At 72.0% G+C, this 22,117-nt stretch carries 24 protein-coding genes; 12 read left to right on the plus strand and 12 right to left on the minus strand.

All coding sequences use genetic code 11. The annotated features are described in order from the left end of the window. Positions 1-16 precede the first annotated feature (16 nt). Together ACIOD2_RS13170 and ACIOD2_RS13175 are read left to right on the plus strand one after the other, a co-directional pair. Complete coding sequence (locus tag ACIOD2_RS13170) at positions 17-601, plus strand: nitroreductase family protein (protein WP_400537296.1); 585 nt, start codon at positions 17-19, stop codon at positions 599-601. A gap of 128 nt (positions 602-729) precedes the next feature. Beyond that, entirely contained in the window at positions 730-1,230 is a 501-nt protein-coding gene (locus ACIOD2_RS13175) for a hypothetical protein (protein ID WP_400537298.1), read from the plus strand. A 39-nt stretch (positions 1,231-1,269) separates the two neighbouring features. On the opposite strand, the gene ACIOD2_RS13180 is transcribed toward ACIOD2_RS13175, so the two are convergent. Further along, a complete protein-coding gene (locus tag ACIOD2_RS13180) occupies positions 1,270-2,307 on the minus strand; it encodes a hypothetical protein (protein WP_400537300.1) in 1,038 nt (345 codons plus the stop codon). 90 nt (positions 2,308-2,397) lie between these two features. Continuing rightward, entirely contained in the window at positions 2,398-2,760 is a 363-nt protein-coding gene (locus ACIOD2_RS13185; RefSeq protein ID WP_400537302.1) for an STAS domain-containing protein, read from the minus strand. 172 nt (positions 2,761-2,932) lie between these two features. On the opposite strand from ACIOD2_RS13185, the gene ACIOD2_RS13190 reads away from it, so the two are divergent. Continuing rightward, positions 2,933-3,883, plus strand: coding sequence for a methanogen output domain 1-containing protein (locus ACIOD2_RS13190; RefSeq protein ID WP_400537304.1), 951 nt, complete (start codon positions 2,933-2,935; stop codon positions 3,881-3,883). Between the two features lie 110 nt (positions 3,884-3,993). Here ACIOD2_RS13190 and ACIOD2_RS13195 read toward each other — a convergent pair whose 3' ends face one another. The 8 genes from ACIOD2_RS13195 to ACIOD2_RS13230 form a co-directional block, all read right to left on the minus strand. Next, positions 3,994-5,550 carry a SpoIIE family protein phosphatase gene (locus tag ACIOD2_RS13195; RefSeq protein WP_400537306.1) on the minus strand — a complete coding sequence of 519 codons (1,557 nt, stop codon included), beginning with the start codon at positions 5,548-5,550 and terminating at the stop codon, positions 3,994-3,996. Continuing rightward, the gene (locus tag ACIOD2_RS13200) at positions 5,547-7,307 is read right to left on the minus strand and encodes an ATP-binding protein (RefSeq protein ID WP_400537308.1); all 1,761 of its coding nucleotides are present in this window, start codon (positions 7,305-7,307) and stop codon (positions 5,547-5,549) included. The genes ACIOD2_RS13195 and ACIOD2_RS13200 overlap by 4 nt, the downstream gene beginning before the upstream one ends. Next, positions 7,304-8,335, minus strand: coding sequence for an ATP-binding SpoIIE family protein phosphatase (locus ACIOD2_RS13205; RefSeq protein ID WP_400537310.1), 1,032 nt, complete (start codon positions 8,333-8,335; stop codon positions 7,304-7,306). The genes ACIOD2_RS13200 and ACIOD2_RS13205 overlap by 4 nt, the downstream gene beginning before the upstream one ends. Beyond that, complete coding sequence (locus tag ACIOD2_RS13210; protein WP_400537312.1) at positions 8,332-8,742, minus strand: anti-sigma regulatory factor; 411 nt, start codon at positions 8,740-8,742, stop codon at positions 8,332-8,334. Before ACIOD2_RS13210 ends, ACIOD2_RS13205 begins: the two co-directional genes overlap by 4 nt. After that, positions 8,739-9,143, minus strand: a complete 405-nt coding sequence (locus ACIOD2_RS13215) for an STAS domain-containing protein (protein WP_400537314.1) — start codon at positions 9,141-9,143, stop codon at positions 8,739-8,741. Before ACIOD2_RS13215 ends, ACIOD2_RS13210 begins: the two co-directional genes overlap by 4 nt. Beyond that, complete coding sequence (locus tag ACIOD2_RS13220; RefSeq protein ID WP_400537316.1) at positions 9,143-10,000, minus strand: STAS domain-containing protein; 858 nt, start codon at positions 9,998-10,000, stop codon at positions 9,143-9,145. Before ACIOD2_RS13220 ends, ACIOD2_RS13215 begins: the two co-directional genes overlap by 1 nt. Before the next feature lie 454 nt (positions 10,001-10,454). Next, the gene (locus ACIOD2_RS13225) at positions 10,455-10,844 is read right to left on the minus strand and encodes a PaaI family thioesterase (RefSeq protein ID WP_400537318.1); all 390 of its coding nucleotides are present in this window, start codon (positions 10,842-10,844) and stop codon (positions 10,455-10,457) included. Continuing rightward, positions 10,841-11,419 carry a TetR/AcrR family transcriptional regulator gene (locus ACIOD2_RS13230; RefSeq protein ID WP_400537320.1) on the minus strand — a complete coding sequence of 193 codons (579 nt, stop codon included), beginning with the start codon at positions 11,417-11,419 and terminating at the stop codon, positions 10,841-10,843. Before ACIOD2_RS13230 ends, ACIOD2_RS13225 begins: the two co-directional genes overlap by 4 nt. A gap of 63 nt (positions 11,420-11,482) precedes the next feature. On the opposite strand from ACIOD2_RS13230, the gene ACIOD2_RS13235 reads away from it, so the two are divergent. The 5 genes from ACIOD2_RS13235 (at position 11,483) to ACIOD2_RS13255 (ending at position 17,206) form a co-directional block, all read left to right on the plus strand. Then, positions 11,483-12,685 (plus strand): MFS transporter, encoded by a 1,203-nt coding sequence (locus ACIOD2_RS13235; protein ID WP_400537322.1) that lies wholly within the window; start codon positions 11,483-11,485, stop codon positions 12,683-12,685. Then, positions 12,682-13,830: a glycoside hydrolase family 1 protein gene (locus ACIOD2_RS13240; protein WP_400537324.1), complete on the plus strand. Its 1,149-nt coding sequence runs from the start codon at positions 12,682-12,684 to the stop codon at positions 13,828-13,830. The genes ACIOD2_RS13235 and ACIOD2_RS13240 overlap by 4 nt, the downstream gene beginning before the upstream one ends. Further along, the gene (locus ACIOD2_RS13245) at positions 13,827-15,029 is read left to right on the plus strand and encodes a serine hydrolase domain-containing protein (protein ID WP_400537326.1); all 1,203 of its coding nucleotides are present in this window, start codon (positions 13,827-13,829) and stop codon (positions 15,027-15,029) included. Before ACIOD2_RS13240 ends, ACIOD2_RS13245 begins: the two co-directional genes overlap by 4 nt. Next, positions 15,026-15,970 (plus strand): glycoside hydrolase family 130 protein, encoded by a 945-nt coding sequence (locus tag ACIOD2_RS13250; protein ID WP_400537328.1) that lies wholly within the window; start codon positions 15,026-15,028, stop codon positions 15,968-15,970. The genes ACIOD2_RS13245 and ACIOD2_RS13250 overlap by 4 nt, the downstream gene beginning before the upstream one ends. A 168-nt stretch (positions 15,971-16,138) precedes the next feature. Then, positions 16,139-17,206: a fatty acid desaturase family protein gene (locus ACIOD2_RS13255; RefSeq protein ID WP_400537330.1), complete on the plus strand. Its 1,068-nt coding sequence runs from the start codon at positions 16,139-16,141 to the stop codon at positions 17,204-17,206. On the opposite strand, the gene ACIOD2_RS13260 is transcribed toward ACIOD2_RS13255, so the two are convergent. Continuing rightward, positions 17,198-17,641 carry a DUF5994 family protein gene (locus tag ACIOD2_RS13260; RefSeq protein WP_400537332.1) on the minus strand — a complete coding sequence of 148 codons (444 nt, stop codon included), beginning with the start codon at positions 17,639-17,641 and terminating at the stop codon, positions 17,198-17,200. The genes ACIOD2_RS13255 and ACIOD2_RS13260 overlap by 9 nt on opposite strands. Positions 17,642-17,785: 144 nt before the next feature. Between ACIOD2_RS13260 and ACIOD2_RS13265 the strand changes: the two genes are divergently transcribed. The 3 genes from ACIOD2_RS13265 to ACIOD2_RS13275 are packed head-to-tail and all read left to right on the plus strand — an operon-like array spanning position 17,786 to position 20,473. Beyond that, positions 17,786-18,937 carry a N(5)-(carboxyethyl)ornithine synthase gene (locus ACIOD2_RS13265; RefSeq protein ID WP_400537334.1) on the plus strand — a complete coding sequence of 384 codons (1,152 nt, stop codon included), beginning with the start codon at positions 17,786-17,788 and terminating at the stop codon, positions 18,935-18,937. Positions 18,938-18,966: 29 nt separating this feature from the next. Beyond that, a complete protein-coding gene (locus tag ACIOD2_RS13270) occupies positions 18,967-19,689 on the plus strand; it encodes a GAF and ANTAR domain-containing protein (RefSeq protein ID WP_400537336.1) in 723 nt (240 codons plus the stop codon). A gap of 46 nt (positions 19,690-19,735) precedes the next feature. Then, a complete protein-coding gene (locus ACIOD2_RS13275; RefSeq protein ID WP_400537338.1) occupies positions 19,736-20,473 on the plus strand; it encodes a GAF and ANTAR domain-containing protein in 738 nt (245 codons plus the stop codon). 4 nt (positions 20,474-20,477) lie between these two features. Here ACIOD2_RS13275 and ACIOD2_RS13280 read toward each other — a convergent pair whose 3' ends face one another. Beyond that, positions 20,478-20,831: a hypothetical protein gene (locus tag ACIOD2_RS13280; RefSeq protein WP_400537340.1), complete on the minus strand. Its 354-nt coding sequence runs from the start codon at positions 20,829-20,831 to the stop codon at positions 20,478-20,480. A gap of 234 nt (positions 20,832-21,065) precedes the next feature. On the opposite strand from ACIOD2_RS13280, the gene ACIOD2_RS13285 reads away from it, so the two are divergent. Continuing rightward, a complete protein-coding gene (locus ACIOD2_RS13285) occupies positions 21,066-21,374 on the plus strand; it encodes a hypothetical protein (protein ID WP_400537342.1) in 309 nt (102 codons plus the stop codon). Positions 21,375-22,117: the final 743 nt, after the last annotated feature.

Consider the following 22,117-nt stretch of genomic DNA (forward strand, 5'->3'; position numbering starts at 1 on the left):
GCTAGGGTCTTCGATCATGGAGTTCCAAGACGTCGTGCGCCGGCGGCGCATGGTGCGGGAGTTCGGGCCCGATCCCGTCCCCGCCGAGAGCCTGGACCGCATCCTCGGCAACGCCACCCGCGGGCCGTCGGCGGGATTCTCGCAGGGGCAAGCGTTCCTGGTGCTCGAAGGCGAAGCCCTGGAACCCTTCTGGACGGTGGGTTCCGACGCCGTCCAGGAATCGGTGCGCAGCGCGCCGCTGGTGATCGTCCCGCTGTCGTGCAAGCGGGTGTACCTGGACCGCTACGCCGAGCCGGACAAGGGCTGGGCCGACCGCGACGAATCCCGGTGGCCCGTGCCGTTCTGGCACATCGACACCGGGATGGCGGCGCTGCTGATCCTGCAGACCGCGGTGGACGAAGGCCTGGGCGCGCTGTACTTCGGCATCGTGCCCGCGCAGGTGGCGCCGTTCCGCGCGCTGTACGGCGTCCCGGACGACCAGGAGCCGATCGGGGCCATCGCCATCGGGTACCCGGCGGAGACCGTGCCGGTCGACCGGGACCGGTTCAAGCGGCGCCGGAAGCCGCCGGCCGACGTCGTGCACCGCGGCCGCTGGAGCTGAACTCGCCGACCGTGGAATTCGTGGTGACGCGGGTCACCGTTGCCGGTTTCCGGTGTCCGATTGGGCCGGTCGAGTCGGCCTTTCGCATTCGGCTAGCGACCGCCGAACGGCCGTGCCAAGTTGATCCCATGAGCGAATACCCGAGTTATCCGGCTTCGTCCGACCCATCCCCTTCCGGGGCCGCCGCGCAGGCCCGGCCCAGCACCATCGAGGGCGCGTTCTGGGCCTTCATCGCCTCGACCGTGATCAGCCTGCTCAGCGGGATCCTGGTCTTCGGCAACAGGGACGCCCTCGCCGACGCCACCCGGACCAGCAGCCAGCAGAGCGGCAGCAGCCTCACCGAGGCGCAGATCGACCAGCTCGTCACCATCGGCATCGTCGTGGCCTTGGTGATCGCCGTCGTGATCGCCCTGCTCTACCTGCTGTTCGCCTTCAAGCTCCGGGCCGGGCGCAACTGGGCGCGCATCGTGCTCACCGTGATCACGGCGCTGCAGCTGCTGTCGGTCCTGGTCGGCCAGAGCACCTGGGCGGGCTACGTCAGCGTCCTCGCCGCGGTGGTCGGCGTGGTGCTGTCCTTCATGGCCCCGTCGAACGCCTACATCAACGCGTCGAAGACCATCCGCAGCTGAAGCCGTGACCGCGCCGCCGCCGACCCGGCGGCGCGGTCTTCACGCCGGCAGCGCGTCGTGGATCGCCCGGGCGGCCGCGGCGAGGTCCCCGGCCGGCGGGTGCTCGGCGTGGTATTCGAGCAGGACCCGCTCGCGGCCCGCGTGGAACAGGATCAGGCTCCGTCCGCCGACGGCGGGCGAGGCGCAGCTGTGGTCGCCGACCGGCACCGGCAGCGCCGTCCAGCCCGGCTCGTTCCCGCACAGGAACTGGGCTTCCGCGACGGCGGAGTCCGCGTGCCGGTAGATCGTCTGCGTGACCGTCACGGTCTCCTGCGCCGCGGACGCTCGGGTGCAGCTCATCTCGATCCGGTCGCCGGAGACCGAAAACGCTTCGCGCGCGGTGCGCGACTCGCCCACTTTGCCGTCCGTGGGCCGGCCGGTGAGGGTCGTGAAGAGCGCGACCGGCAAGGCGTCACAGGGTTTGGCCGGCAGGTCGTACGGCGCCGGGTAGCGGTACCCGGGCGCCGGTTTCGGTCCGGCGGCGAGGTTCGCGGCGACGCCGTCGACCAGCTTGGCCAGCATCGCCTCGCCGCCCACCAGCCCGGTGTGGGTGACCTTCAGCCCGGCCATCGGGAAGTCCACTTCGACGTCGTCGAACCCGGCGCCGGGGTGCCGGTCGTAGCGGATGCCGTGGCTGGTGGCGGATCCGGTGACGCGGTGGCCGGACACGGTCAGCAGCACCATCGGGACCAGGTCGGGGACCGGGGTGCCGACCGGGCCGCCGCAGGAGGTCTCCCCGGGTGCCTTCCCGGGCTCCGGTCCGTCCGCGGCGAACAGCGAGGCGTACTTCAGGCCGGCCGCGGTGACGACGTCCGGGGTCAGGACGGCGCACGCGTCGAACCCGGTGGCCGCCCCCGAGCCGGCGATGATCTGGAGGTCCACCAGGGCCGGTTCCGGTGGCGGCGGCGGGCTCGCGGCCGGCAGCCCGGCGCCGGAGACGAGCCAGGCCACGATCGCGACCAGCGCGACCACCACGACGGCCGCCAGTGACCCGAGAAACTTCCAGTTCACCGGCGCATCGGCGGACGGCTCGGTCATCGATCCTCCCCAGCGCGATGAGCAGCAGCTCACCCTACCGGGACGGCCGGAGCACGCCGCGCCGTGTGGTGTCCCAAGTGGACTGCCGCGTCAGGCGACGGCCTGACGGGCGGCGTCGACGTCCGGGTGGATCTCCAGCAGCTGGGTCAGCCCCAGCAAGGACAGCGGCCGGAGCACGGCACGCTGCGCGGTGGCGATCACGAACCTCGTGCCGGCCGCCTCGGCGGTGCGGTGGGCGTGGATCAGGGCGGTCAGCCCGGTGGAGTCGCAGAAGGTCACGCTGGCCAGGTCGGCGACCACGGGCCGCCCGGCCTCGACGGCGGTGGCCAGCTGCTCGGTCAACCGGCCGGACACGGCCGCGTCGATCTCGCCGGCCACCTTGAGCACCGTCGCGGCGCCGGTGGAGGTCAGTTCGATCGAGAAGTTGAGGCGGGCGGGCGGGCCTTCGAGCACGGGAACTCCTCCGGGTCAGTGCGGGCCGGGTGGCGGCCACGCATGACTGGACCACGGCTGGGTTCTAGGCCGCATGGACACGACGGTAGCAGCCCCCGGCGGCGGCGGCCGTGTGCCGGGGAGGCGCGGCCGGAGAGCGTACGGTGTGGGGGGCTACCGAGGAGGTCCTGGCGTGGATTGGTTCCTTGACCGGCAGGACCGGGCGTCGGCGTCCCTGCTGCGACGCGAGATCACCGCCTTCCTCTCCCGCCACACGGTGGACCAGGCCGAGGAGATCGACGACGCCGCGCTGATCGTGGCGGAGCTGCTCGCGAACGCCTACGACCACGGGCAGGGCGACATCTGGGTGTCCCTCCAGTGGACCGAGGCCCAGCCCGTGCTCGAGGTGCACGACATGGGCGCGGCGTTCGCGCTGCCGCGGGAGGCGCCCACCGCGGAGCAGTCCCGCGGCCGTGGCCTGTGGATCGTGTCTCAGTTCTCGTCCGAGCTGGCGGTGGCGGCGAAGCGCGCCGGCGGGAAGTTCGTCCGGTCCGTGCTGCCGGTGGTCCGCCCGCGTGAGCTGACGCTCGACCTGCCCGCGCGTCGCGTCAGCCCGCTGCCCGCGCTGTCCGAAGCCCGGCCCGAGGGCGGGTTCGGCCGCGAGAGCTTCCTGCGCGCCCTGGTCGTCCAGCTGTCGACGGCCATCGAGCAGCAGCAGGGCCCGGAAGCGGCGCAGCGCGCGATCGCCCAGGTCGCGGCCGACATCGGCGGCCAGATGGAGCAGGAGTACCGCGACGCCGCCGGGACGCCCGCGGCCCCGCTGGAGCCCGCCCAGATCGCGGAGTGCCTGGTCCGCCTGAAGGCGGCGATCGGCGGCACGTTCCAGGTGGTCGAGGTCACCGAGGACCGGCTGGTCTTCGTGAACTCCGACTGCCCGTTCGGCGCCGCGGTACGCCAGTCGCCGTCCCTGTGCCGCATGACGTCCTCGGTGTTCGGCGGCATCGCGGCCCGCAACGTGGGCTCGTCGGCGGTGACGCTGGAGGAGCGCATCGCCATGGGTGACACGCAGTGCCGGGTGGTGGTCCACCTGGGCGCGGCCGCGGCCAAGGCGGAACGCGCGCACCGCTACAGCGCAGCGCCCTGACCAGGAGTTTTGCGCTTCCAAGTCCGTGAATGGCCCATTGAGGGACTCTAAGTCCCTCAATGGGCCATTCACGGCTTTACGGTGCGGCAGCGGGGCGAGCCGCCGTGCGCTCAGCGGCGTCGGAAGGCCAGCAGCGCGATGTCGTCTTCCGCGGCTTCGCCGAAGCGCTCCAGCAGCTCGTCGCACAGGGTCTCCAGGTCGGCGTCGTGGACGACCGCCGTGCGCAGCGACTCCATGCCGTCGTCGATCACGATGCCGCGGCGCTCGATCAGGCCGTCGGTGACGAGGAGCACCAGCGTGCCGGGCTCCACGGTCAGCGCCGTGGCCGGTGGCCGGGGCAGGCCGATGCCCAGCAGCGGGCCGGCGATCTCGACGTAGCGGGCGCCGGTCGCGTCGGCGAGCAGCGGCGGGATGTGGCCGGCGTTCGCGATCTCCACCGCGCCCGACGCCGGGTCGATCGCGATCAGGCAGAGCGTGGTGAGGCTGCGCGGGTGGTAGCGGCGCAGCACGGCGTCCAGCCGGTGCAGGATCTCCACCGGGCCGTGCCCTTCGACCGCGTACGCCCGCAGCGCGTGCCGGACCTCGCCCATCACCGTGGCCGCCTCGATGGAGTGCCCGACGACGTCCCCGACGGCGATCAGGAGCCGGCCGCCCAGGTCGGACACCTCGTAGAAGTCGCCGCCGATCTCCACGTTGTCGCTCGCGGGCGCGTACCGGGCGGCCATTTCCAGCTCGGGCCGGGCCGGCAGCTCCCGGGGCAGCAGGCTCTGCTGCAGGGTCAGGGCGAGCTGGTGCTCTTCGGTGAAGTTCCGCATCGCCTCGCACGCGAGCGCGGTCGCCTGGCCCAGCTGCAGCAGCAGGTTGCGGTCGTCCTCGGACCGGATCGCCCGCGACGCCACCGTGATCGCGACGGGCAGCTGCGACGGGTTCGGGAAGGCCAGGGCCACCGTCGAAAGGCCGTCCGGGGCCGGGAAGACGGAGGACGCCGGCGCACCGTCACCGGCCGTCTTCGTGACCTGCTCCAGCGCGCGCGGGGTGTCCGCGCGGACGGCCGGCGGCTCGTCGGGGCCGCCGGTGGTCGCGGAGCGCACCAGGCCGCGGTGGCTCGCGCTGACGACCGAGGCCGGCCCCTCGAAGATCGTCGCGGCGCCGGCCGCCGCCGCGACGAGGACGTCGTCGAACGTGCGGGCGCTGTTCATCGCGAGGGTGGCGCGGGTCAGCCGGCCCAGCCGCAGCGCCAGCCGTTCGGCGTGGGTCCGGGCCCGGTAGTACCGCAGGGCGGCCTCGACGGTGGCCACCAGCTCACCCGGGTCGACCGGTTCGACGAGGTACCCGTCCGCGCCGCGGTCCAGCCCGGTGGTGCGGTCCTCGACCTCGATGGCCGTGGCGGAGATGTGGATGACCGGCATCGCGGCCGTGCGCGGGTCGCCCTTGACCCGCTCGCAGACCTCGAACCCGCTCATGTCCGGCAGGTTGACGTCCAGCAGGACGAGGTCGAGCTCCTCCTCGGCGACGGCGGTCAGCGCCTCCCGCCCGGTCTTGGCTTCGGTGACGCGGTAGCCGTTGCGGCGCAACCAGCTGCTCGTGAGGTACCGGCTCGCTTCGAGGTCGTCGACGACCAGGATGCTGGCCCGTCCGGCCGTGGTGTCGTCTTCGGGGGAACTCATCTGGGCACCGTCCTGGCCACGACCGCGAATGCTTCTCCGATGGCAAGTTTGAGCGTCTCCGGCGTGACCTGCGACTTGAGCAGCAGGCCCGCCCGCAGCCCGGCCCCGGTGAGGTCCAGTCCTTCCGGCGCCGACGAGGTGACCACGACCACGGGGATGTCGCGCTGCTCGGGTTTCTCCCGCAGCACCTGGAGCACCTCCTTGCCGTTCATCCCCGGCATGAACAGGTCGAGGAAGATCAGGCCCGGCCGGTGCTCGTCGATCGCCTCGATCGCCTCCCGCCCGTCCGAAGCGTGCCGGACGTCGGCGGAGACGCCGTGGACCAGCCGCGCGAGCCGGTCGCGGAATTCGGCGTCGTCGTCGACGATCAGCAGCGAGTCGACGCCGGCCGGGGTGGCCCGGCGCGGGTCGGGCCGTGGCAGCGCGAGCACGACGGTGGTACCCCGGCCGTGCTCGCTCGACAGCGTCAGCCCGCCGCCCAGGATCTCCGCGAGCCGGCGGGCGTACGGCAGGCCGAGCCCGGTGCCGGCGACGCCGATCTGCAGGTCGTTCTGCACCTGGTGGAACTCCTCGAAGACCCGCTCCTGGTGGTCGTCCGGGATGCCGATGCCGGTGTCCGAGACGGTGAACCGGACGTTGTCCTCGTCGGCGTCGATGGCCAGCCGGACTTCGCCGCGTTCGGTGAACTTGAGGCTGTTGGACAGCAGGTTGCGCAGGATCCGGACGAGCATCGTCTCGTCGGTGATCACCGGCGGCGCCGGGTCCGGCTCTTCGATCACCAGCTTGACCTCGCGTGAGGTCATCGTCGAGCGCAGCGCGCCCCGCAGCTGCAGGCAGATCGCGGTCAGGTCGACCTGGGTCGGTTGCGCGACCAGCCGGCCGGACTCGGCCTTCGCCGTGTCGAGCAGCTCGTTGACCAGCGAGAGCAGCGTCGAGCCGGCGTCGTTGACGAGCTCGACCTGACGCCGCTGGTCGTCGGTGAGCGGGTCGGCGCCGGGGCCGGTGAGCAGCCGCGCGAGACCGATGACGGAGTTGATCGGTGCCCGCAGCTCGTGGCTGATGTTGGACCAGAACCGGGTCTTCGCCTCGCTGGCCGCCTTGAGCTGGCTCGACTTCTCGTTCAGCTCGGCGTAGAGCGCGACGACGCCGCGGTTGGTTTCTTCCAGCTCTTCGGAGAGTTCCTTGTAGAGCGCCACGACACCGTGGTTGGTCTCCTCGAGCTCTTCGTTGAGCCGCATCAGTTCCTGGCTCTTCACTTCGAGGGTTTCCAGCGTTTCGAGCAGCTCCTGGTTCTGCGCCCGCAGCTCGTCCATCGGGGTGCTCACCCCGCGCTGTTCCAGGACCTCGCGCAGCCGGACGAGATCGGCGGCCGCGGGGGTGTGCGCCGCGGGGGAGCGCAGCTTGTGCAGCGAGACGACGTGCTGGCCGCCGTCCTGGCTGACGCGCACGCCGTCCATCAGCCGGTCCGCGGTGTCCCGGCCGGTCCGGAGCACCGCCTCGGCCGCGCCGCCGTGCCAGCCGAACTCGACGACGAGCGCGGGCGGCGCCTCCTGGAGGACGAACCGGACGGTGGCCTTCACCCCGGCGTGCACCAGGTCGCGCCCGATGTCGCTGAGCACCGTGGCGACCCGGACCTGGTCCTGGCCCTCCAGGCCCACCGCGGCGGCCACCTCGCGGCCGCACCGGCGGACGGTGAACACGTCGGTCTCCGCGCTGACCGGCAGCCGGATGAGCTCGTCGCGGGCCCGGCCGGTCATGGGCGTGGCTTGCCGACCAGCACGCCGGCGTCGTCGTTGCGGACCCCGGCGTCGCGCAGCAGCGCCGCCGCGATCGCGAGGGGAGTGGCGGCGAACAGGCGCTCGCGGCCGTCGACGCTCCACCGCTCGGTGAGGCCGTCGGAGTGCAGGACCACGGTCGCGCCGGGCGGCAGCTCGTAGTCGAACGAGCGGATCGTGCGGGCCTGGTGCCCGGCGACCCCGGGCGCCGAGATCATGCCCTGCTTGCGCCCGCCGGCGATGACCGAGCCGGCGATGTTGCCCAGCCCGGCGAACCGGACCGTGCCGGCGGCGACGTCGACGTCCGCCACGGCGACGGCGCCGCCGCGGGTCCGGCGAAGGCCTTCGTGGATCTGCTTCACCATCACCTCCGGCGGGTCCGTCGGGCGTGCGCGGAAGAGGTCGGCGGCGGCCCGGGAGGCCGCGGCCGCCAGCGGGCCGTGACCCGACCCGTCACACATCATCAGCCGGAGCCGGCCGGGCCCGCTGTGCACAGCGTAGGTGTCGCCGCAGACGTCCTCACCCCCGATCGGGCGGGTGATCCCGGCCGTGTCGGCCTCGGGGATCTCGTCGAGCGGGGCGCGCCCGGGGTGGAACCGCGCGGTCACGACGGTGCCGCGGCCGGGTTCGGAGAGCACCGAGGTCGCGTCGGCCAGCCGGCGGACGGCACCCATGCCGACCCCGAGCGTCCCGGTGGTGGACTCGCCGTCCCGGCCCGAGGCGACGGCGTCGGTCATGCCGGGGCCGCGGTCGATCGCCACGACCTCCACCGCGGCCTGGGTGATCGCCCGGACGGACCGGACGACCAGGACGCCTTCGGTGGCGTGCTTCACGAGGTTCGTCGCGAGTTCGGTGACGGCGAGCCCGACCTCGGCCACCCGGACCTCGCCGAAGCCCAGCTGGGCGGCGAGCGTGGCCGCGGTACGCCGGGCCCGGCCGTGTGCCGTGTCGTCCTCGACCCGGATCCAGGCGAAGTCCTCGGTGACCGGCAGGCAGCCGGCGGTGGTCATCGGGCCCACTTGACGACGGTGATGTCCGTGCCGCGGCCGACCTCGGTGTCCAGGTCGAACTGGTCCACCAGGCGCTTGGCGCCGCCGAGCCCGAGGCCGAGGCCCTTGCCGCTGCTCCAGCCGTCGGCCAGGGCCACGGTGACGTCCGGGATGCCGGGGCCGTCGTCGTGGAAGCTGGCCCGGACGCCCTTGCGCCGGCCGTCGGCGACCTCCTCGACGCTGGCCGTCCCGCCGCCGCCGTAGATCAGGGTGTTGCGGGCGAGCTCGCTGGTGGCGGTGACCAGCTTGGTCTGGTCCACCAGGGAGAGCTTGACCTGCAGCGCGTAGGAGCGGACGAGCTGGCGGACCCGGACGACGTCCTGGTCGGCCCGGATCACGATCTCCTCCGGCTCGCCGGCGGCGGTCATCCGGTCACCCGGACGGAATCATCGTCCGACGCCCCCTTGTTCCGCGCGGCGGTGAGCGAGTCGAGGACCTTGATCCCGCGGTCGAGGTCGAGCGCGGTGCGCACACCGCCCAGGGTGAGGCCGAGCTCGACCAGCGTGATCGCCACCGCGGGCCGCATGCCGACCACGACCGTCTCGGCGTCGAACAGCTTCGACAGCGAGGCGATGGTCGCGAACATCCGGCCGATGAACGAGTCGACGATCTCGACCGCGGAGATGTCGATGACCACGCCGGACGCACCGGTCGTGCTGATCTTGTCCGCGAGGTCCTCCTGCAGCGCCAGCACGCTCTGGTCCTGCAGGTCGATCTGGATGGAGACCAGCAGCATGTCGCCGATCTTCAGGATGGGGACACGGTCCATCAGGCGGTCCGTTCACGGGATCGGCGGCTCACCACGACGCCTTCGCGGTGCAGGGCGTGCCGGAGGGCGTCGGCCAGGGTGGCCTTCGTGGTGATGTCGCCGAACTCGATGCCGAGCGCGACGATCGTCTGCGCGATCTGCGGCCGGATGCCCGAGATGATGCACTCGGCACCCATCAGCCGCGCCGCCACGACGGTCTTGAGCAGGTGCTGCGCGACCTGCGTGTCGACGGCCAGCACCCCGGTGATGTCGATGATCGCGTGCTCCGAGCCGGTCTCGACCAGCGCCTCGAGCAGCTTCTCCATCACGACCTGGGTGCGCGCGGAGTCGAGGGTGCCGACCAGCGGCACCGCCAGCACGCCTTCCCACAGCTTCACCACCGGCGTGGTCAGCTCGAGCAGCTGCTCGGACTGCTCCCTGATGATCTCCTCGCGGGCGGAGGCGTAGGTCTCGAACGTCCACAGCCCCAGCGCGTCGAGCAGGTTCGAGAAGGTCAGCACCTCGCGGAAGACCTGGGGGTTGTCGTCCTTCTCGGTCAGCTCGGAGACGGCCTGCTTCAGGGCGAACACGCCCGCGGCGGTCTCGGACGGGCTGAAGCCCTGCCGCGCGCGGGCGCGCGAAAGGTCGGCCAGCTGCGCCTTGAGCTCGGTGTACTCGGGCTGGGACAGGTCGCCGTCCAGGGTGAACACGGCGGTGATCGCGGTGTACAGCTCGCCGAAGTCGCGTTCGAGCTCGGTGGTGGTCAGCCGCCCCCGCAGCGCCGAACCGGCGAGCTCGGTCCAGCGGCGGACCAGGCGTTCCCGCTCCGTTCCGAGCAACTCAGCCAGCCGTTGGGGCTGCCCGTTTTCGGCTACCACAGTTTCTCCTCGCGACGTCCTCGTGTGGTGCTGACATTAGCCGGTCACCCCGGCGCGGCTCCGTGTCACAAGGCGTAATCCCACCCGCCGTCCCACCGCCCCTAAGTTGGTCCAAGATTCACGGCCCGCGCCTGGACCGCCCGCCCGCCCCTCGCGCGCCCCCGCCCGGCGGCCGCCGTTGTTCGCAATTTTCCGCCGCCGAACCGACCCTCCAGGCACGCGTGTCGTCCTCCCAATCACGGGTGTCGACCCTTCAATCACGAGTGATGCCTCTTCAATCACGGGTGATGCCTCTTCAATCACGGGTGATGCCGGTTCAAGCACGCGAGGTGGCCGACATCTCGCGTACCCAGAGGGTTAGTTCGCGTACCCAGGGGGTCGGTTCGCGTGCCTGGAGGGTCGACTCGCGTGATGGGAGGGACGACACGCGTGATTGGGGGGACGACACGGCGGGTCAGCGGCGCAGCAGGACGACGCTGGCCCGCGCGATCGTCTTGTCGCCTGACGTCACCCGGCAGGACATGAAGACCGCGCGACGGCCGACGCGGTCGGCCGTCGCCTCGATCTCCAGCCAGCTGCCGACGGCGGCGGTCGAGAGGAAGTCGACCGTGGCGCTGACCGTCTGGACGACCGCGCCCTCGCCGATCGCCCGGCGGGCCATCCGGCCGGCGGCGACGTCGGCCAGTGTCATCAGGAAGCCGCCGTGCACCGTGCCCAGCACGTTCCGGTGCTCGTCGCGGACGTGGACGCCGAGGACGCCCTCGTCGTTGACGTGGATCGGGCCCACCTGCGCGACGAACGGCGAGGACACCAGCAGCTCGAAGCCCGGCGGCGGGGTGCTCACCGCGCCGCCTGGAGGAGCTTCGCGAGCCGGTCGAGGTCGTCTTCGAGGTCGATCGACGGGTCGAGCAGCCACTGGGTCTGCAGACCGTCGGACGCCGCGATCAGGATCCGCGCGGCGAAGTCCGCGTCGACCGGCGGCGGGCTCTCGCGACGCGGGGACCGGCCGAACTTCCGGGCGAGGATCTCGCGCAGCTCGCGGTAGCGGCGCGTGAAGAAGCCGTGGGCCGCGTGGGCCGGGTCGGGCGCGGCCGCGGCCATCTCGAGGAAGAGCCGGACCAGGCCGGGTGTCTTGGCGCTGTGCGCCGTCACCCCGGCGAGGTCGTCGAGGGGGCCGTCCGGGTCGAACGTCGCGCGGTCGGCCGCGTCGCGCTCGGCGAGGATCGCCACGAACAGCTCGTCACGGGCCGGGAAGTAGTGCAGCAGCCCGCGCTCGCTCAGCCCGGTCCGCTTCGCGATGGCCCGTAGCGACGGCCCGGCGCTGTCGCTCTCGGCGTAGGCGGCCAGTGCCTCCCGCAGGATCTGCTGCCGCCGGGCGATCCCCTTGGCGTACGGACCGCGACGTGTCGGTTCGGGCATGTCTCGAAGGTACCCGGGATCTGAAAACCCAGCATCACTGGGTTTTCGTGTACGGTCCTGAGCGTGACGATCGATACGGGCACCGTGCGGCTCGGCCGGCTCGGGCCGTTCCTGCTGCTCGGCCAGCTGGCCTGGGCCGCCCCGGGCGCGGCGAGCGGCACCCTGCTCGCCGCGCTGCTCGCCGACGTCACGCCCGCGCACAAGGTCGGCGTCTTCACCGCCTACGCCGTGGCCGGCGCGGTGACCAGCGCCGTCGGCACCGTGCTCGGCGGGCTCCTCTCGGACCGGACACGCAGCAGGCTGGGGCGCCGTTCGCCCTGGCTGCTCGGCTCGGCGGTGCTGGCCGCGGTCGCCCTCGCCGCGGCCGGGCTCACGGACGACCTCGTGCTCGTCGGCGTCTGTTACGCCCTGTTCCAGCTCGGGGTCGGGACGTGGGTGGCGGCCCTGTCCGCGCTGATCCCCGACCACGTGCCGGCCGGCGCGATCGGCCGGGCGTCCGCGTTCGCCGGCTTCGGGTACCTGCTCGGGCAGACCGCCGGCGGGGTCGTGGCGGGGGCGCTGGTGACGACGCCGTCGCGCGGGCTGATCCTGGTCCCGTGGCTGATGGTGCTCGTCGCGGTCGTGCTCGCGGTCGCCGTGCCCGGCCGCGACAACCGGGACGAGCCCCGGCGGGTCGCCCGCCGCGCCCTGGCGCTCCCGGCCTCGCGCGACTTCTGGCTCGCCTTCGCCGGCCGGTTCCTGTTCATCCTGGCGATCCTGATGATCACGACGTTCCAGCTCTACCTGCTCACCGACTACCTGGGCCTGTCCACCGCCGACGCCGGCCGGGTCGTCGGACTGGCGACGCTGCTGGTGGGTGTGCTCTCGGCCGTCTCGGTGATCGTCGCGGGCGTGCTGGCCGACCGGCTCGGCCGGCTGAAACCCGTGGTCGGCGGGGCGCCGGTGCTGCTGGCGCTCGGCCTGGTCCCGCTGCTGGCCGCGCCGAGCCTGGCCACCGAGCTGGTGTTCTTCGGGATCGTCGGGCTCACGCTCGGCGCGTACCTCTCGGTCGACCAGGCCCTGATGGTCGCGGTGCTGCCCGACCCCGGCACGGCCGCGCGCGACCTCGGCGTGCTGAGCATCGGCTCGACGCTGCCCGGCGTCGTCGCGCCGATCGCCGGCGGCCTGCTCGCCGGCGCGGTGGGCTACCTGGCGATCTTCGTGGTCGCCCTCGTCCTGGCGGTGGCCGCGGCCGCTGTCGTCCTCGGCATCAGGAGTGTGCGATGACCTTTCCGCCCGGCTTCCTCTGGGGTGTCGCGACCGGCGCCCACCAGACCGAAGGCGGCAACGTCGCCAGCGACTGGTGGTACCGCGAGAACAAACCGGACTCGCCGGTCGCCGAGCGGTGCGGTGACGCCGTCGACAGCTACCACCGCTGGCCCGAGGACCTCGACCTCACCGCGGGCGCGGGCTTCACCGACTACCGGTTCGGCATCGAGTGGTCCCGCGTCGAACCCGCCGACGGCCACATCTCGCACGCGGCCGTCGCGCACTACCGCCGGATCGTCGAAGGCGCACGGGAACGCGGGCTCCGTCCACTCGCGACACTGCACCACTTCACGCTGCCGCTGTGGTTCTCCGCCACCGGCGGCTGGCTGCGCCCCGACGCGACCGAGCGGTTCCTGCGGTACGTCGACGCGCTCGCACCCGTCCTCGACGCCGGGGTCGAGCGCGTCGAGACCGTCAACGAGCCCAACATCGTCGCCATCTTCCCGAAACTCACCACGGCCGGGGAGCTGGCCAACGGTCTGCCCGAGCCGGACGCGGCGACGACGGACGCGATGATCGCCGTCCACCGGTCCACTGTGGACCGGCTGCGGGCGAACCACCCCGGCCTGCTCGCCGGCTGGGGCGTGTCGGTCCAGGACTACCAGGCCGAACCCGGCGCCGAGGCGGCGTTGGAGGCCTACGCCGAGCCGCGCGACCAGGTCTTCCTGCGGGCGAGTGCGGGCGACGACTTCGTCGGCGTCCAGACCTACACCGGCGGACGCCTGCGCGCGGACGGCACGGTCGCCGGGAACCCGGCCGCCGAACGCACGCAGACCGGCTGGGAGTACACCCCCGCCGCGCTGGGCGGCGCGGTGCGGCGGGTGGCACGGGTGGTCGGCGACCTCCCGATCATCGTCACCGAAAACGGCGTCGCGACGGCGGACGACACCCAGCGCATCGCTTACACGACCGGCGCGCTGGAGTCGTTGCGCGCCGCGATGGACGACGGCGTCGACGTCCGCGGGTACTTCCACTGGAGCCTGCTCGACAACTGGGAATGGGGTCACTGGGGCCCGACGTTCGGCCTGGTCGCCGTCGACCGCACGACGTTCGCGCGCACGCCGAAACCGTCCCTGAAGTGGCTGGGCGGGCTCGCGCCGTGACCCCCGAAGACGTCAACCTGTCGTCAGCGGGCCTCGACCGGGCCGACGCCGCCGTGCGGCAGAAGATCGACGACGGCGTCATCGCCGGTGCCGTCACCCTCGTGGCGCGCCACGGCGAAATCGTGCGCACCACGGCGATGGGCCTCGACCGCCGGTTCCCGCGCAAACCCCTGCGGACCGACACGATCTTCCGGATCTTCTCCATGACCAAACCGGTCACCGGCCTGGCCATGGGCATCCTCGCCGACCGAGGCCTCTGGAAGCCGGACGACCCGATCGCCGACCACCTGCCCGAGCTGCGGGACCTGCGGGTCGCCACCGGGTTCGACGACCACGGCCGCCCGGTGCTGGCCGATCCCGAGCACCCGCCGACCATGCGCGAGCTGCTGACGCACACCGCGGGGTTCGGCTACGGCTGGGACAAAACCGACCCGCTGACCCGGCTCTACCGCGCCGAAAAGCCGTTCCGGGCCGCGAACCTGGACGACTTCGTCGCGCGCCTGAGCCGTCTTCCGCTGGCGTACCAGCCGGGGACGAGCTGGCGCTACAGCCTGTCGATGGACCTGCAGGGCGCGATCATCGAGCGGCTCGGCGGCCAGTCGCTGCCGGACTTCTTCCACGAGCACATCTTCGCGCCGCTGGGCATGGCCGACACCGCGTTCCACACCCCGCCGGGGAAACGGCGGCGGCGGGCCGCGCTGCATTACACCGGCGGCCCGTTCCGGCTGCTGCCGATCCGGAACCCGCTCTACCGTGACCCCACGGCCCCGCCGGAAGCGGCGTGGGGTGGGATGGGCCTGGTCTCGACGATCGGCGACTACGCGAAGTTCGCCCAGCTGCTGCTCAACCGCGGCGAGTGGCACGGGCGGCAGCTCGTCAGCGCCGAGGCCGTCACGGCGCAGATGACCAACCAGCTGCCGGAAGCGTTGCTGGAAAAGGGTTTCCACGCCGGGCACATGGACCTGCGGCCGGGGTTCGGCTACGGCTACGACGGCGCCGTGTTCCACGACCCCGCCTTAGCCGGCTCGCCGGTCGGGCGCGGCACCTACCAGTGGGACGGCGCGGCGGGCACGTGGTTCTGGGTCGATCCCGAGCACGACCTGCTCTACGTCGGGATGATCCAGCTGCTGTCGTACCAAGCGCCGCCGCTGCAGAAGATCACCCAGGCCCTGCTCGCCGACGCCCTGCTCGACCGGTGACCGCGACGTTCCCGCTCGGGCCGTTCGAGCCGAGCCCGGCCAACCCGATCCTGCGCCCGCGCGGTGACGGCTGGGAGTCGGCGAACCTCTACAACCCCGCGGCGATCGTCGTCGGCGACCGGGTCGCGCTGCTCTACCGCGCGCACGCGGCCGACCGCGTCTCGCGCATCGGGCTCGCCTGGAGCGACGACGGCGTCCGGTTCTCCCGGGAAGACGACCCGGTTCTCAAGCCCGAACACGACTACGAACGCGCCGGGTGCGAAGACCCCCGGATCACCCGCGTGGACGACACGTTCTACCTGACGTACACGGGATTCGACGGCACGCAAGCCCAGCTGTGCCTGGCGACGTCGGCCGATCTGCGTGACTGGACGAAGCACGGCCCGCTGTTCCCCGGCTTCAACACCTGGCGGACCCTGCCGTACGGACCGGACCGGCCGTGGAGCAAGGCCGGCGTGATCCACCCGGAGAAGCTCGGCGGCCGGTACTGGATGTGGTTCGGCGAGGGCACGATCCACGCGGCGACGTCCGAGGACCTGCTGCACTGGACGCCGGTCGCCGGCGACGAGCACCCGATGCACACGCCCACCCCGGGCGAGTGGGACGCGACGCTCGTCGAGATCGGCGCCCCGCCGGTCCGCACGGACGGCGGGCTGCTGGTGTTCCTGGTCAACGGCGCCACGGCGACGTCCCCGAGCGAGGTGCACTACCGCTGCGGGCAGATCGCCGTGGCGGCCACGGATCCGGCGAAGGTCGTCGCGCGCACGACCGAACCGTGGCTGCGCCCGACCAGCTTCGAGGACACCCACGGCATGGTCTCGAACGTCACGTTCGTCGAAGGGCTGGTGCAGTTCCGCGGCCGGTGGTTCGCCTACTACGGCCAGAGTGACACGACCGTCGCCGTCGCCGTCACGCCATCACATCCACGGGTGCCGGCCTGAACCCTTGGCCACCAGGTCTCCGGTGCGCCACGTTACGCGCGTGTGGCGCCGCTGGAAACGATCCGGGACCACCCACCTGGCCGAGCGCGGGCGCGGCGGACGCGCCTACGCTGGGGGCTCGCCCCGGACCACGGCGACCGCAGTCGAACGGCCCGAGGAGAGCGCTTGATGACCACCACCCACAGGGAACTCGATCCCGTCGAGATCGAGCAGATCGGCACGGCGCTGGACAAGCTGCGCACCCGCGTCACCGGGGAGCTGGGCGCGGAAGACGCCGACTACATCCACAACGTCGTTGCCGTGCAACGGTTCTGCGAGGTGTCCGGCCGCCTGCTGCTGTTCGCCGGCTGGTTCCCGCCCGCGTGGCTGGGCGGGGTGACGGCGCTCGCGGTGTCGAAGATCCTCGACAACATGGAGATCGGCCACAACGTCATGCACGGCCAGTACGACTGGATGAAGGACCCGGCGCTGAACTCGCGGACCTTCGAGTGGGACATGGTCTGCCCCGGTGAGCAGTGGCGCCGCTCACACAACTTCATGCACCACACCTACACGAACATCCTCGACAAGGACCGCGATGTCGGTTACGGCATCCTGCGGATCACCGAGGACCAGCCGTGGCACCCGTACTACCTCGGCAACCCGCTCTACGCCGCGGCGCAGGCGGTGTTCTTCGAGTACGGGATCATGCTGCACGACCTCGAAGTCGACCGGATCGTGCAGCGGCGGCGAAGCTGGCGGGACGTCCTCCCGCTGCTGAAGCCGATGCTGCGCAAGACCGCGCGCCAGGCCGGGCGCGACTACGTCGTCTACCCGCTGCTCACCGGGCCGCTGGCGCCCCTGACGTTGACGGCGAACGTCACCGCCAACGTGATCCGCAACCTGTGGGCGTTCTCGATCATCTTCTGCGGCCATTTTCCCGACGGCGCCGAGGTTTTCTCCGAGGAGGAGAGCGAAGGCGAGAGCCGGGGCCAGTGGTACCTGCGCCAGATGCTGGGTTCGGCGAACATCACCGGCAGCCCGCTGTTCCACGTGCTGTCCGGGAACCTCAGCCACCAGATCGAGCACCACCTGTTCCCCGACCTGCCCAGCCACCGGTACCCGCAGATCGCCGGCGAAGTGCGGGAGATCTGCGAAGACCACGGCCTGCCCTACAACACGGGATCGCTGTCGCGGCAGCTCGGCTCGGTCGTCCGCAAGATCTTCCGCCTCGCCCTGCCGAGCCGTCTACTTTAGACGGTCGAGCAACGTCTCGACGGTGTCGGTGTTGTCGCGGTGCGCGGCGGTCATCTGCACGTCGTGCGCGACGTCCGGGTCGGTGTCCGACGGGACGGTCAGCAGCGTCACCCGGTGCCGGTCCGAAGCGCCGATCACGGTCACCGTTCCGGGGCGCTGCGAGCGGAACCCCTCCAACCGGACCCGCTCGCCGTCGTACACGATCCGGCGCGGTGGCTCGGAAAAGTCGCCGAGGTGGAACGTGACCCGTTCGATCCGGCCCAGGCGGACGGCCAGTACGGCGAACAGTTCCGGCAGCTCGCCGACCAGGTCGGCCGACCGCGGCCACCACGCGCCGTCGACGTACCCCGTCGTGGGTCCCTTCGGTTTCAACCGCAGCCGGAGCGCGTGCTCTTCGGCCGCGGGGGCGGTGACTGTGTGTGGGCCCGACGTCATGCCGGTGCTCCCGTCTCTGGCCGCCGATCGCGGCCGGACTGCGCCCGAGGACGGCGCGGGCTCGAGCGCCCGCGCGCGAAGTGCTCTCGGTCACCTCGAACCCTACACCGTGTGTTAAGACTGGGGTCTAGCAAAGGGGCCCTCGTGGACCAGCTCACCCTCGGCGTCGTCTCGCGCTCCCGCAAGGAGAACGAACGCCGGCTTCCCATCCATCCCCGCCACTTCGAGCGGATCGATCGCGATCTGCGCGAGCGCATCTTCCTCGAACACGGCTACGGCGCGGACTTCGGCGTCGCGGACGAACAGCTGGCCGGCCTCGTCGGCGGCCTGCGCACGCACGAGCAGCTCGTCGCCGAATGCGACGTCGTGCTGCTCGCCAAGCCGTTGCGGGAGGACGTCGCCGAACTGCGGCCCGGCCAGGTGCTGTGGGGCTGGCCGCACTGCGTCCAGGACACCGAGCTGACGCAGCTGGCGATCGACAGCAAGCTGACGCTGATCGCCTTCGAGGCGATGAACCACTGGAACCGCGACGGCTCGTTCGGCCTGCACGTCTTCCACAAGAACAACGAGCTGGCCGGCTACTGCTCGGTGCTGCACGCGCTGCAGCTGGCCGGCGCGACCGGGGACTACGGGCGGCGGCTCAAGGCGGTCGTGATCGGCTTCGGCGCGACGGCACGCGGTTCGGTGACCGCGCTCAACGCGCACGGGATACACGACGTGCACGTCCTCACCGGCCGCGGGATCGCCGCGGTCGGCTCGCCGATCCACTCCGCGACGATGGTCCACTTCGACCACGACGTGAACAACCCGGGCGACCTCCGGCGCAGCCACGCCCGGACCGAGCGGGGCCGGGTGCCGCTGGCCGGGTTCCTCGCCGAGCACGACATCGTCGTCAACTGCGTCCTGCAGGACACCGCCGAGCCGCTGACGTTCCTGATCGAGGAGGACCTCGCCGCCTTCGCGCCGGGCAGCCTCATCGTCGACGTCTCCTGCGACGAGGGCATGGGCTTCAGCTGGGCGAAGCCGACGACGTTCACCCATCCGGCGTTCACCGTCGGGAACGGCATCACCTACTACGCGGTGGACCACAGCCCGTCCTACCTCTGGAACTCGGCCACGTGGGAGATCAGCGAGGCCCTGCTGCCGCTGCTGCGCCCGGTGCTCGGCGGACCGTCCGCATGGGACGGTCACGAAACCGTCCGGCGTGCGGTGGAAATCCGCGACGGTGTCGTCGAGAACCCGGCGATCCTGGCCTTCCAGCATCGCTCGCCGGTGTACCCGCACCTCGCGGGGTAGGGTTCCGGTAATGCGGTGGCGGGAGGTCGGTGGCTGAGCTCGACGCTTTGCGCGTCAGCGTCCTCGCCGCGCTCGCGGAAGGCCGGCCGGGCAGCGGTGTCGACACGGTCGGCCGGGTCTGCCGGGCGTTCGTCCGGCTGCTCCCGGTGGACGGCGCCGCCGTGTCGGTGATGGCCGACGAGGGGCACCGCGAAGTCGTCTACACGAGCGACCCGGTGAGCGCCGCGCTGGCCGAACTGCAGTTCACCCTGGGCGAAGGGCCGTGTTTCGAGGCCTACTCCCTGGGCGGCCCGGTGCTGCACCCCGATCTCACGGCCGAGCTGCCGTCGGCCTGGCCGGTTTTCGCCGCCCAGGCCGCCGAGCAGCCGGTCGCGGCGCTGTTCACCTTCCCGCTGCAGATCGGGGTGGTGCGCGTCGCGACCCTGGACACCTACCGGGCGACGCCGGGGTCGCTCACCGCGGCCGAGCTCGCCACGGCGCTGCAGGTGGCCGACATCGCCGCGCTGGCCCTGTCCGGCCTGCTCGGCGGCGACCGGTGGCTCGACGGGGACGGCCGGTGGATGGAGGGGGCCGGGATGCGGCACCGGGAGGTGCACCAGGCCACCGGGATGCTGATCGCGCAGCTGGACCTGCCCGCCGCGGAGGCGCTGGCCCGGATGCGGGCCTACGCGTTCGGCCACGGCCGCGCACTGCGCGACGTCGCCGCTGACATCGTCGCCCGGCGGCTCAGGTTGGACCTGGAGCCCCGGTGAGGACCACCATGAAGAGAACCGACGAGCAAACCAGGAGATGGTGGGCATGGCCGACCGTGAACGACAGGTGACCCGGACGTTCGTCGCACTGGCCGACACGCTCGTCGACGATTTCGACGTCGCCGACCTGCTGCACACGCTGGTGCTGCGCTGCGTGGACCTGCTCGACGTCGCCGCGGCCGGCCTGACGCTGGTCGACGAGCGCGGCAGCCTGCAGGTACTCGCTTCGTCCACCGAACAAGCCCGGCTGCTCGAGCTCTTCCAGCTCAGCATCGACGAGGGCCCGTGCGTGGAGTGCTTCGCGGGTCACGCGCCGGTCTTCGTGGCCGACGTCGCCGCGCAGGCCACCCGGTGGCCGCGGTTCGCCGCCGAAGCCGCCCGCCAGGGGTTCGCCTCGGTGCACGCGCTGCCGATGCGGCTGCGCAAGCAGACCATCGGCGCGCTGAACCTGTTCGGCACCCGGCCGGGCGACCTCCGGCCCGACGACGTCGACCTGGCGCAGGGGCTGGCCGACACCGCGACGATCGGCATCCTCCAGGAGCGCGCCGTCCGGCACGGGGAGACGATGTCCGAGCAGCTGCAGACGGCGTTGAACAGCCGGGTGACCATCGAACAGGCGAAGGGCGTGCTCGCGGTGACCGGCGGGCTCACCATGGACGGCGCCTTCGGTGCGCTGCGGGGGTACGCCCGCAGCAACAGCCTCCGGCTGAGCGACGTCGCCCGCGCGCTGGCCGAGCGGGCGCTGGATCCCGCCATCGTGCTGGCGCGGCAGAGCCGGCGGTAAGCGCTCAGCGCCTGGTCAGGTACGGCGCCGGATCGCCGCCGGCCCGGGCGCCGCTGTCGAGCCAGCGGACGAAGCCGCGGCGGTCGCGCCGCTCGATCTCGTCGAGGTAGTCCTGCCGGCGCTGCACCGTGCTCCGGCGGGCCGGGGCGTCCCGCGCGACGAGCAGCTGGAAGTAACTGCGCCGCCAGGCCGTGCAGAGTTCGTCGGTGCTCAGTTCGGCGACCGGCCGGGACGGCGGGGGTTGCGTGACCGCGGCGATGACGTCCTCGGCGGCCGGGCCGAGGCCGCTGTGCTTTCGCCGCCGGGGGCCGATCGCCGCGAGGACGGCGGCCGCCGCCCGGATCACGCGTGTGAGCATGGTTCGCCTCAGCCGTTCGGGGCGGCGCCGGCCGCCGTCGGAAGAACGAGCGCCGAGGTCCAGGGCGTCACGACGACCTTAGCCGAACCCCGGCCGGGTGACATCTGTCCTCAAAGGACTCCGGTGTGAACCACCCACCTGGCTGAGGGCCACGCGCCCCGCCCAGGCCTAGGCTGGATGGGCGCGCCCCGGACCCCGGCGCCCGGGACACCGTCGACTGAGCGGGGTGACGAGATGGCCGAGGGCTACCCACCGGGCTGGCAGGTCCGTTACCGGGGGCGCGGGGACCGAGCGGGCGCCTCCCGCGAACGCATCGGCACGATCGCCGGCCCCAGCCTGCGCGACGAGCACACCAGCACCACGTGGGTCCGCGTCCGCCCGTTCTGCGCCACCCCCGACACCCCGCTGCGCCTGATCCGCGCGGCGGACATCCTCGACGCCCGCCCCCCGGGCGAGCCGATCCCCCCGACCCCGCTGCCCGAGGTGGTGGAAGACCACCGCACGGTAGTGGTCGAGCTACCGAGCCGCGGCCCGGCGACTTAGCGGCCGGTCACCGGACGTTGGGGCGGGTGGGGTCGCGAGTGTTCAGGAGGGTTGGAACCCTCTTTGCCACTCACGACCACCGCTGGGCTCCGCGGCTTTGGCGTGTACCCGGTGGTCGGTCTGAGTGTTCAGGGGGGCGACTCGCGTGCTTGGGCGGTTGGCTCGCGTACCTGGATGGTCGGCTCGCGCGCTTGAATAGTCGGCTCGCGCGCTTGAATAGTCGACTCGCGTGCCTAGACGGACGACTCGCGTGCCTGGAGGGTCGACTCGCGTGATTGCGAGGTCGACTCGCGTGATGGGGGAGACGACTCGTGTGGTTGGAGGGTCGGCTGGCGTGCTTGAAGGGTCGGTTCGCGTACCTGCGTGGTCGACTCGCGTGCCTGGAGGGACGACACGTGTGATTGCGAGGTCGACTCGCGTGATGGGGGAGACGGCTCGTGTGGTTGGAGGGTCGGTTCGCGTGGTTGGAGGGTCGGTTGGCGTGTCTGGGTGGTCGACTCGTGTGCCTGGATGGACGACTCGCGTGATTGCGAGGTCGACTCGTGTGATTGGGGAGTCGACTCGTGGTTGGAGGGTCGGTTGGCGTGCCTGGGCGGACGACTCGCGTACCTGGATGGACGACTCGCGTGCCTGGAGGGTCGACTCGTGTGATTGCGAGGTCGACTCGCGTGATGGGGGAGACGACTCGTGTGGTTGGAGGGTCGGCTGGCGTGCTTGAAGGGTCGGTTCGCGTACCTGCGTGG

Origin of the sequence: Amycolatopsis sp. NPDC088138, from assembly GCF_044741685.1 — a bacterium.
In the GTDB taxonomy this organism is placed as follows: Bacteria; Actinomycetota; Actinomycetes; order Mycobacteriales; family Pseudonocardiaceae; genus Amycolatopsis.

What these genes read in the sequence shown, in the direction of transcription:
- ACIOD2_RS13230 (WP_400537320.1), bottom strand. Translation starts at nt 11,419, where the DNA reads ATGCCCGAACCGACACGTCGCGGTCCGTACGCCAAGGGGATCGCCCGG.
- ACIOD2_RS13215 (WP_400537314.1), bottom strand. Translation starts at nt 9,143, where the DNA reads ATGGACCGTGTCCCCATCCTGAAGATCGGCGACATGCTGCTGGTCTCC.
- ACIOD2_RS13170 (WP_400537296.1), top strand. Translation starts at nt 17, where the DNA reads ATGGAGTTCCAAGACGTCGTGCGCCGGCGGCGCATGGTGCGGGAGTTC.
- ACIOD2_RS13255 (WP_400537330.1), top strand. Translation starts at nt 16,139, where the DNA reads ATGACCACCACCCACAGGGAACTCGATCCCGTCGAGATCGAGCAGATC.
- ACIOD2_RS13210 (WP_400537312.1), bottom strand. Translation starts at nt 8,742, where the DNA reads ATGACCGCCGCCGGCGAGCCGGAGGAGATCGTGATCCGGGCCGACCAG.
- ACIOD2_RS13205 (WP_400537310.1), bottom strand. Translation starts at nt 8,335, where the DNA reads ATGACCACCGCCGGCTGCCTGCCGGTCACCGAGGACTTCGCCTGGATC.
- ACIOD2_RS13240 (WP_400537324.1), top strand. Translation starts at nt 12,682, where the DNA reads ATGACCTTTCCGCCCGGCTTCCTCTGGGGTGTCGCGACCGGCGCCCAC.
- ACIOD2_RS13260 (WP_400537332.1), bottom strand. Translation starts at nt 17,641, where the DNA reads ATGACGTCGGGCCCACACACAGTCACCGCCCCCGCGGCCGAAGAGCAC.
- ACIOD2_RS13200 (WP_400537308.1), bottom strand. Translation starts at nt 7,307, where the DNA reads ATGACCGGCCGGGCCCGCGACGAGCTCATCCGGCTGCCGGTCAGCGCG.
- ACIOD2_RS13180 (WP_400537300.1), bottom strand. Translation starts at nt 2,307, where the DNA reads ATGACCGAGCCGTCCGCCGATGCGCCGGTGAACTGGAAGTTTCTCGGG.
- ACIOD2_RS13175 (WP_400537298.1), top strand. Translation starts at nt 730, where the DNA reads ATGAGCGAATACCCGAGTTATCCGGCTTCGTCCGACCCATCCCCTTCC.
- ACIOD2_RS13280 (WP_400537340.1), bottom strand. Translation starts at nt 20,831, where the DNA reads ATGCTCACACGCGTGATCCGGGCGGCGGCCGCCGTCCTCGCGGCGATC.
- ACIOD2_RS13195 (WP_400537306.1), bottom strand. Translation starts at nt 5,550, where the DNA reads ATGAGTTCCCCCGAAGACGACACCACGGCCGGACGGGCCAGCATCCTG.
- ACIOD2_RS13285 (WP_400537342.1), top strand. Translation starts at nt 21,066, where the DNA reads ATGGCCGAGGGCTACCCACCGGGCTGGCAGGTCCGTTACCGGGGGCGC.
- ACIOD2_RS13275 (WP_400537338.1), top strand. Translation starts at nt 19,736, where the DNA reads ATGGCCGACCGTGAACGACAGGTGACCCGGACGTTCGTCGCACTGGCC.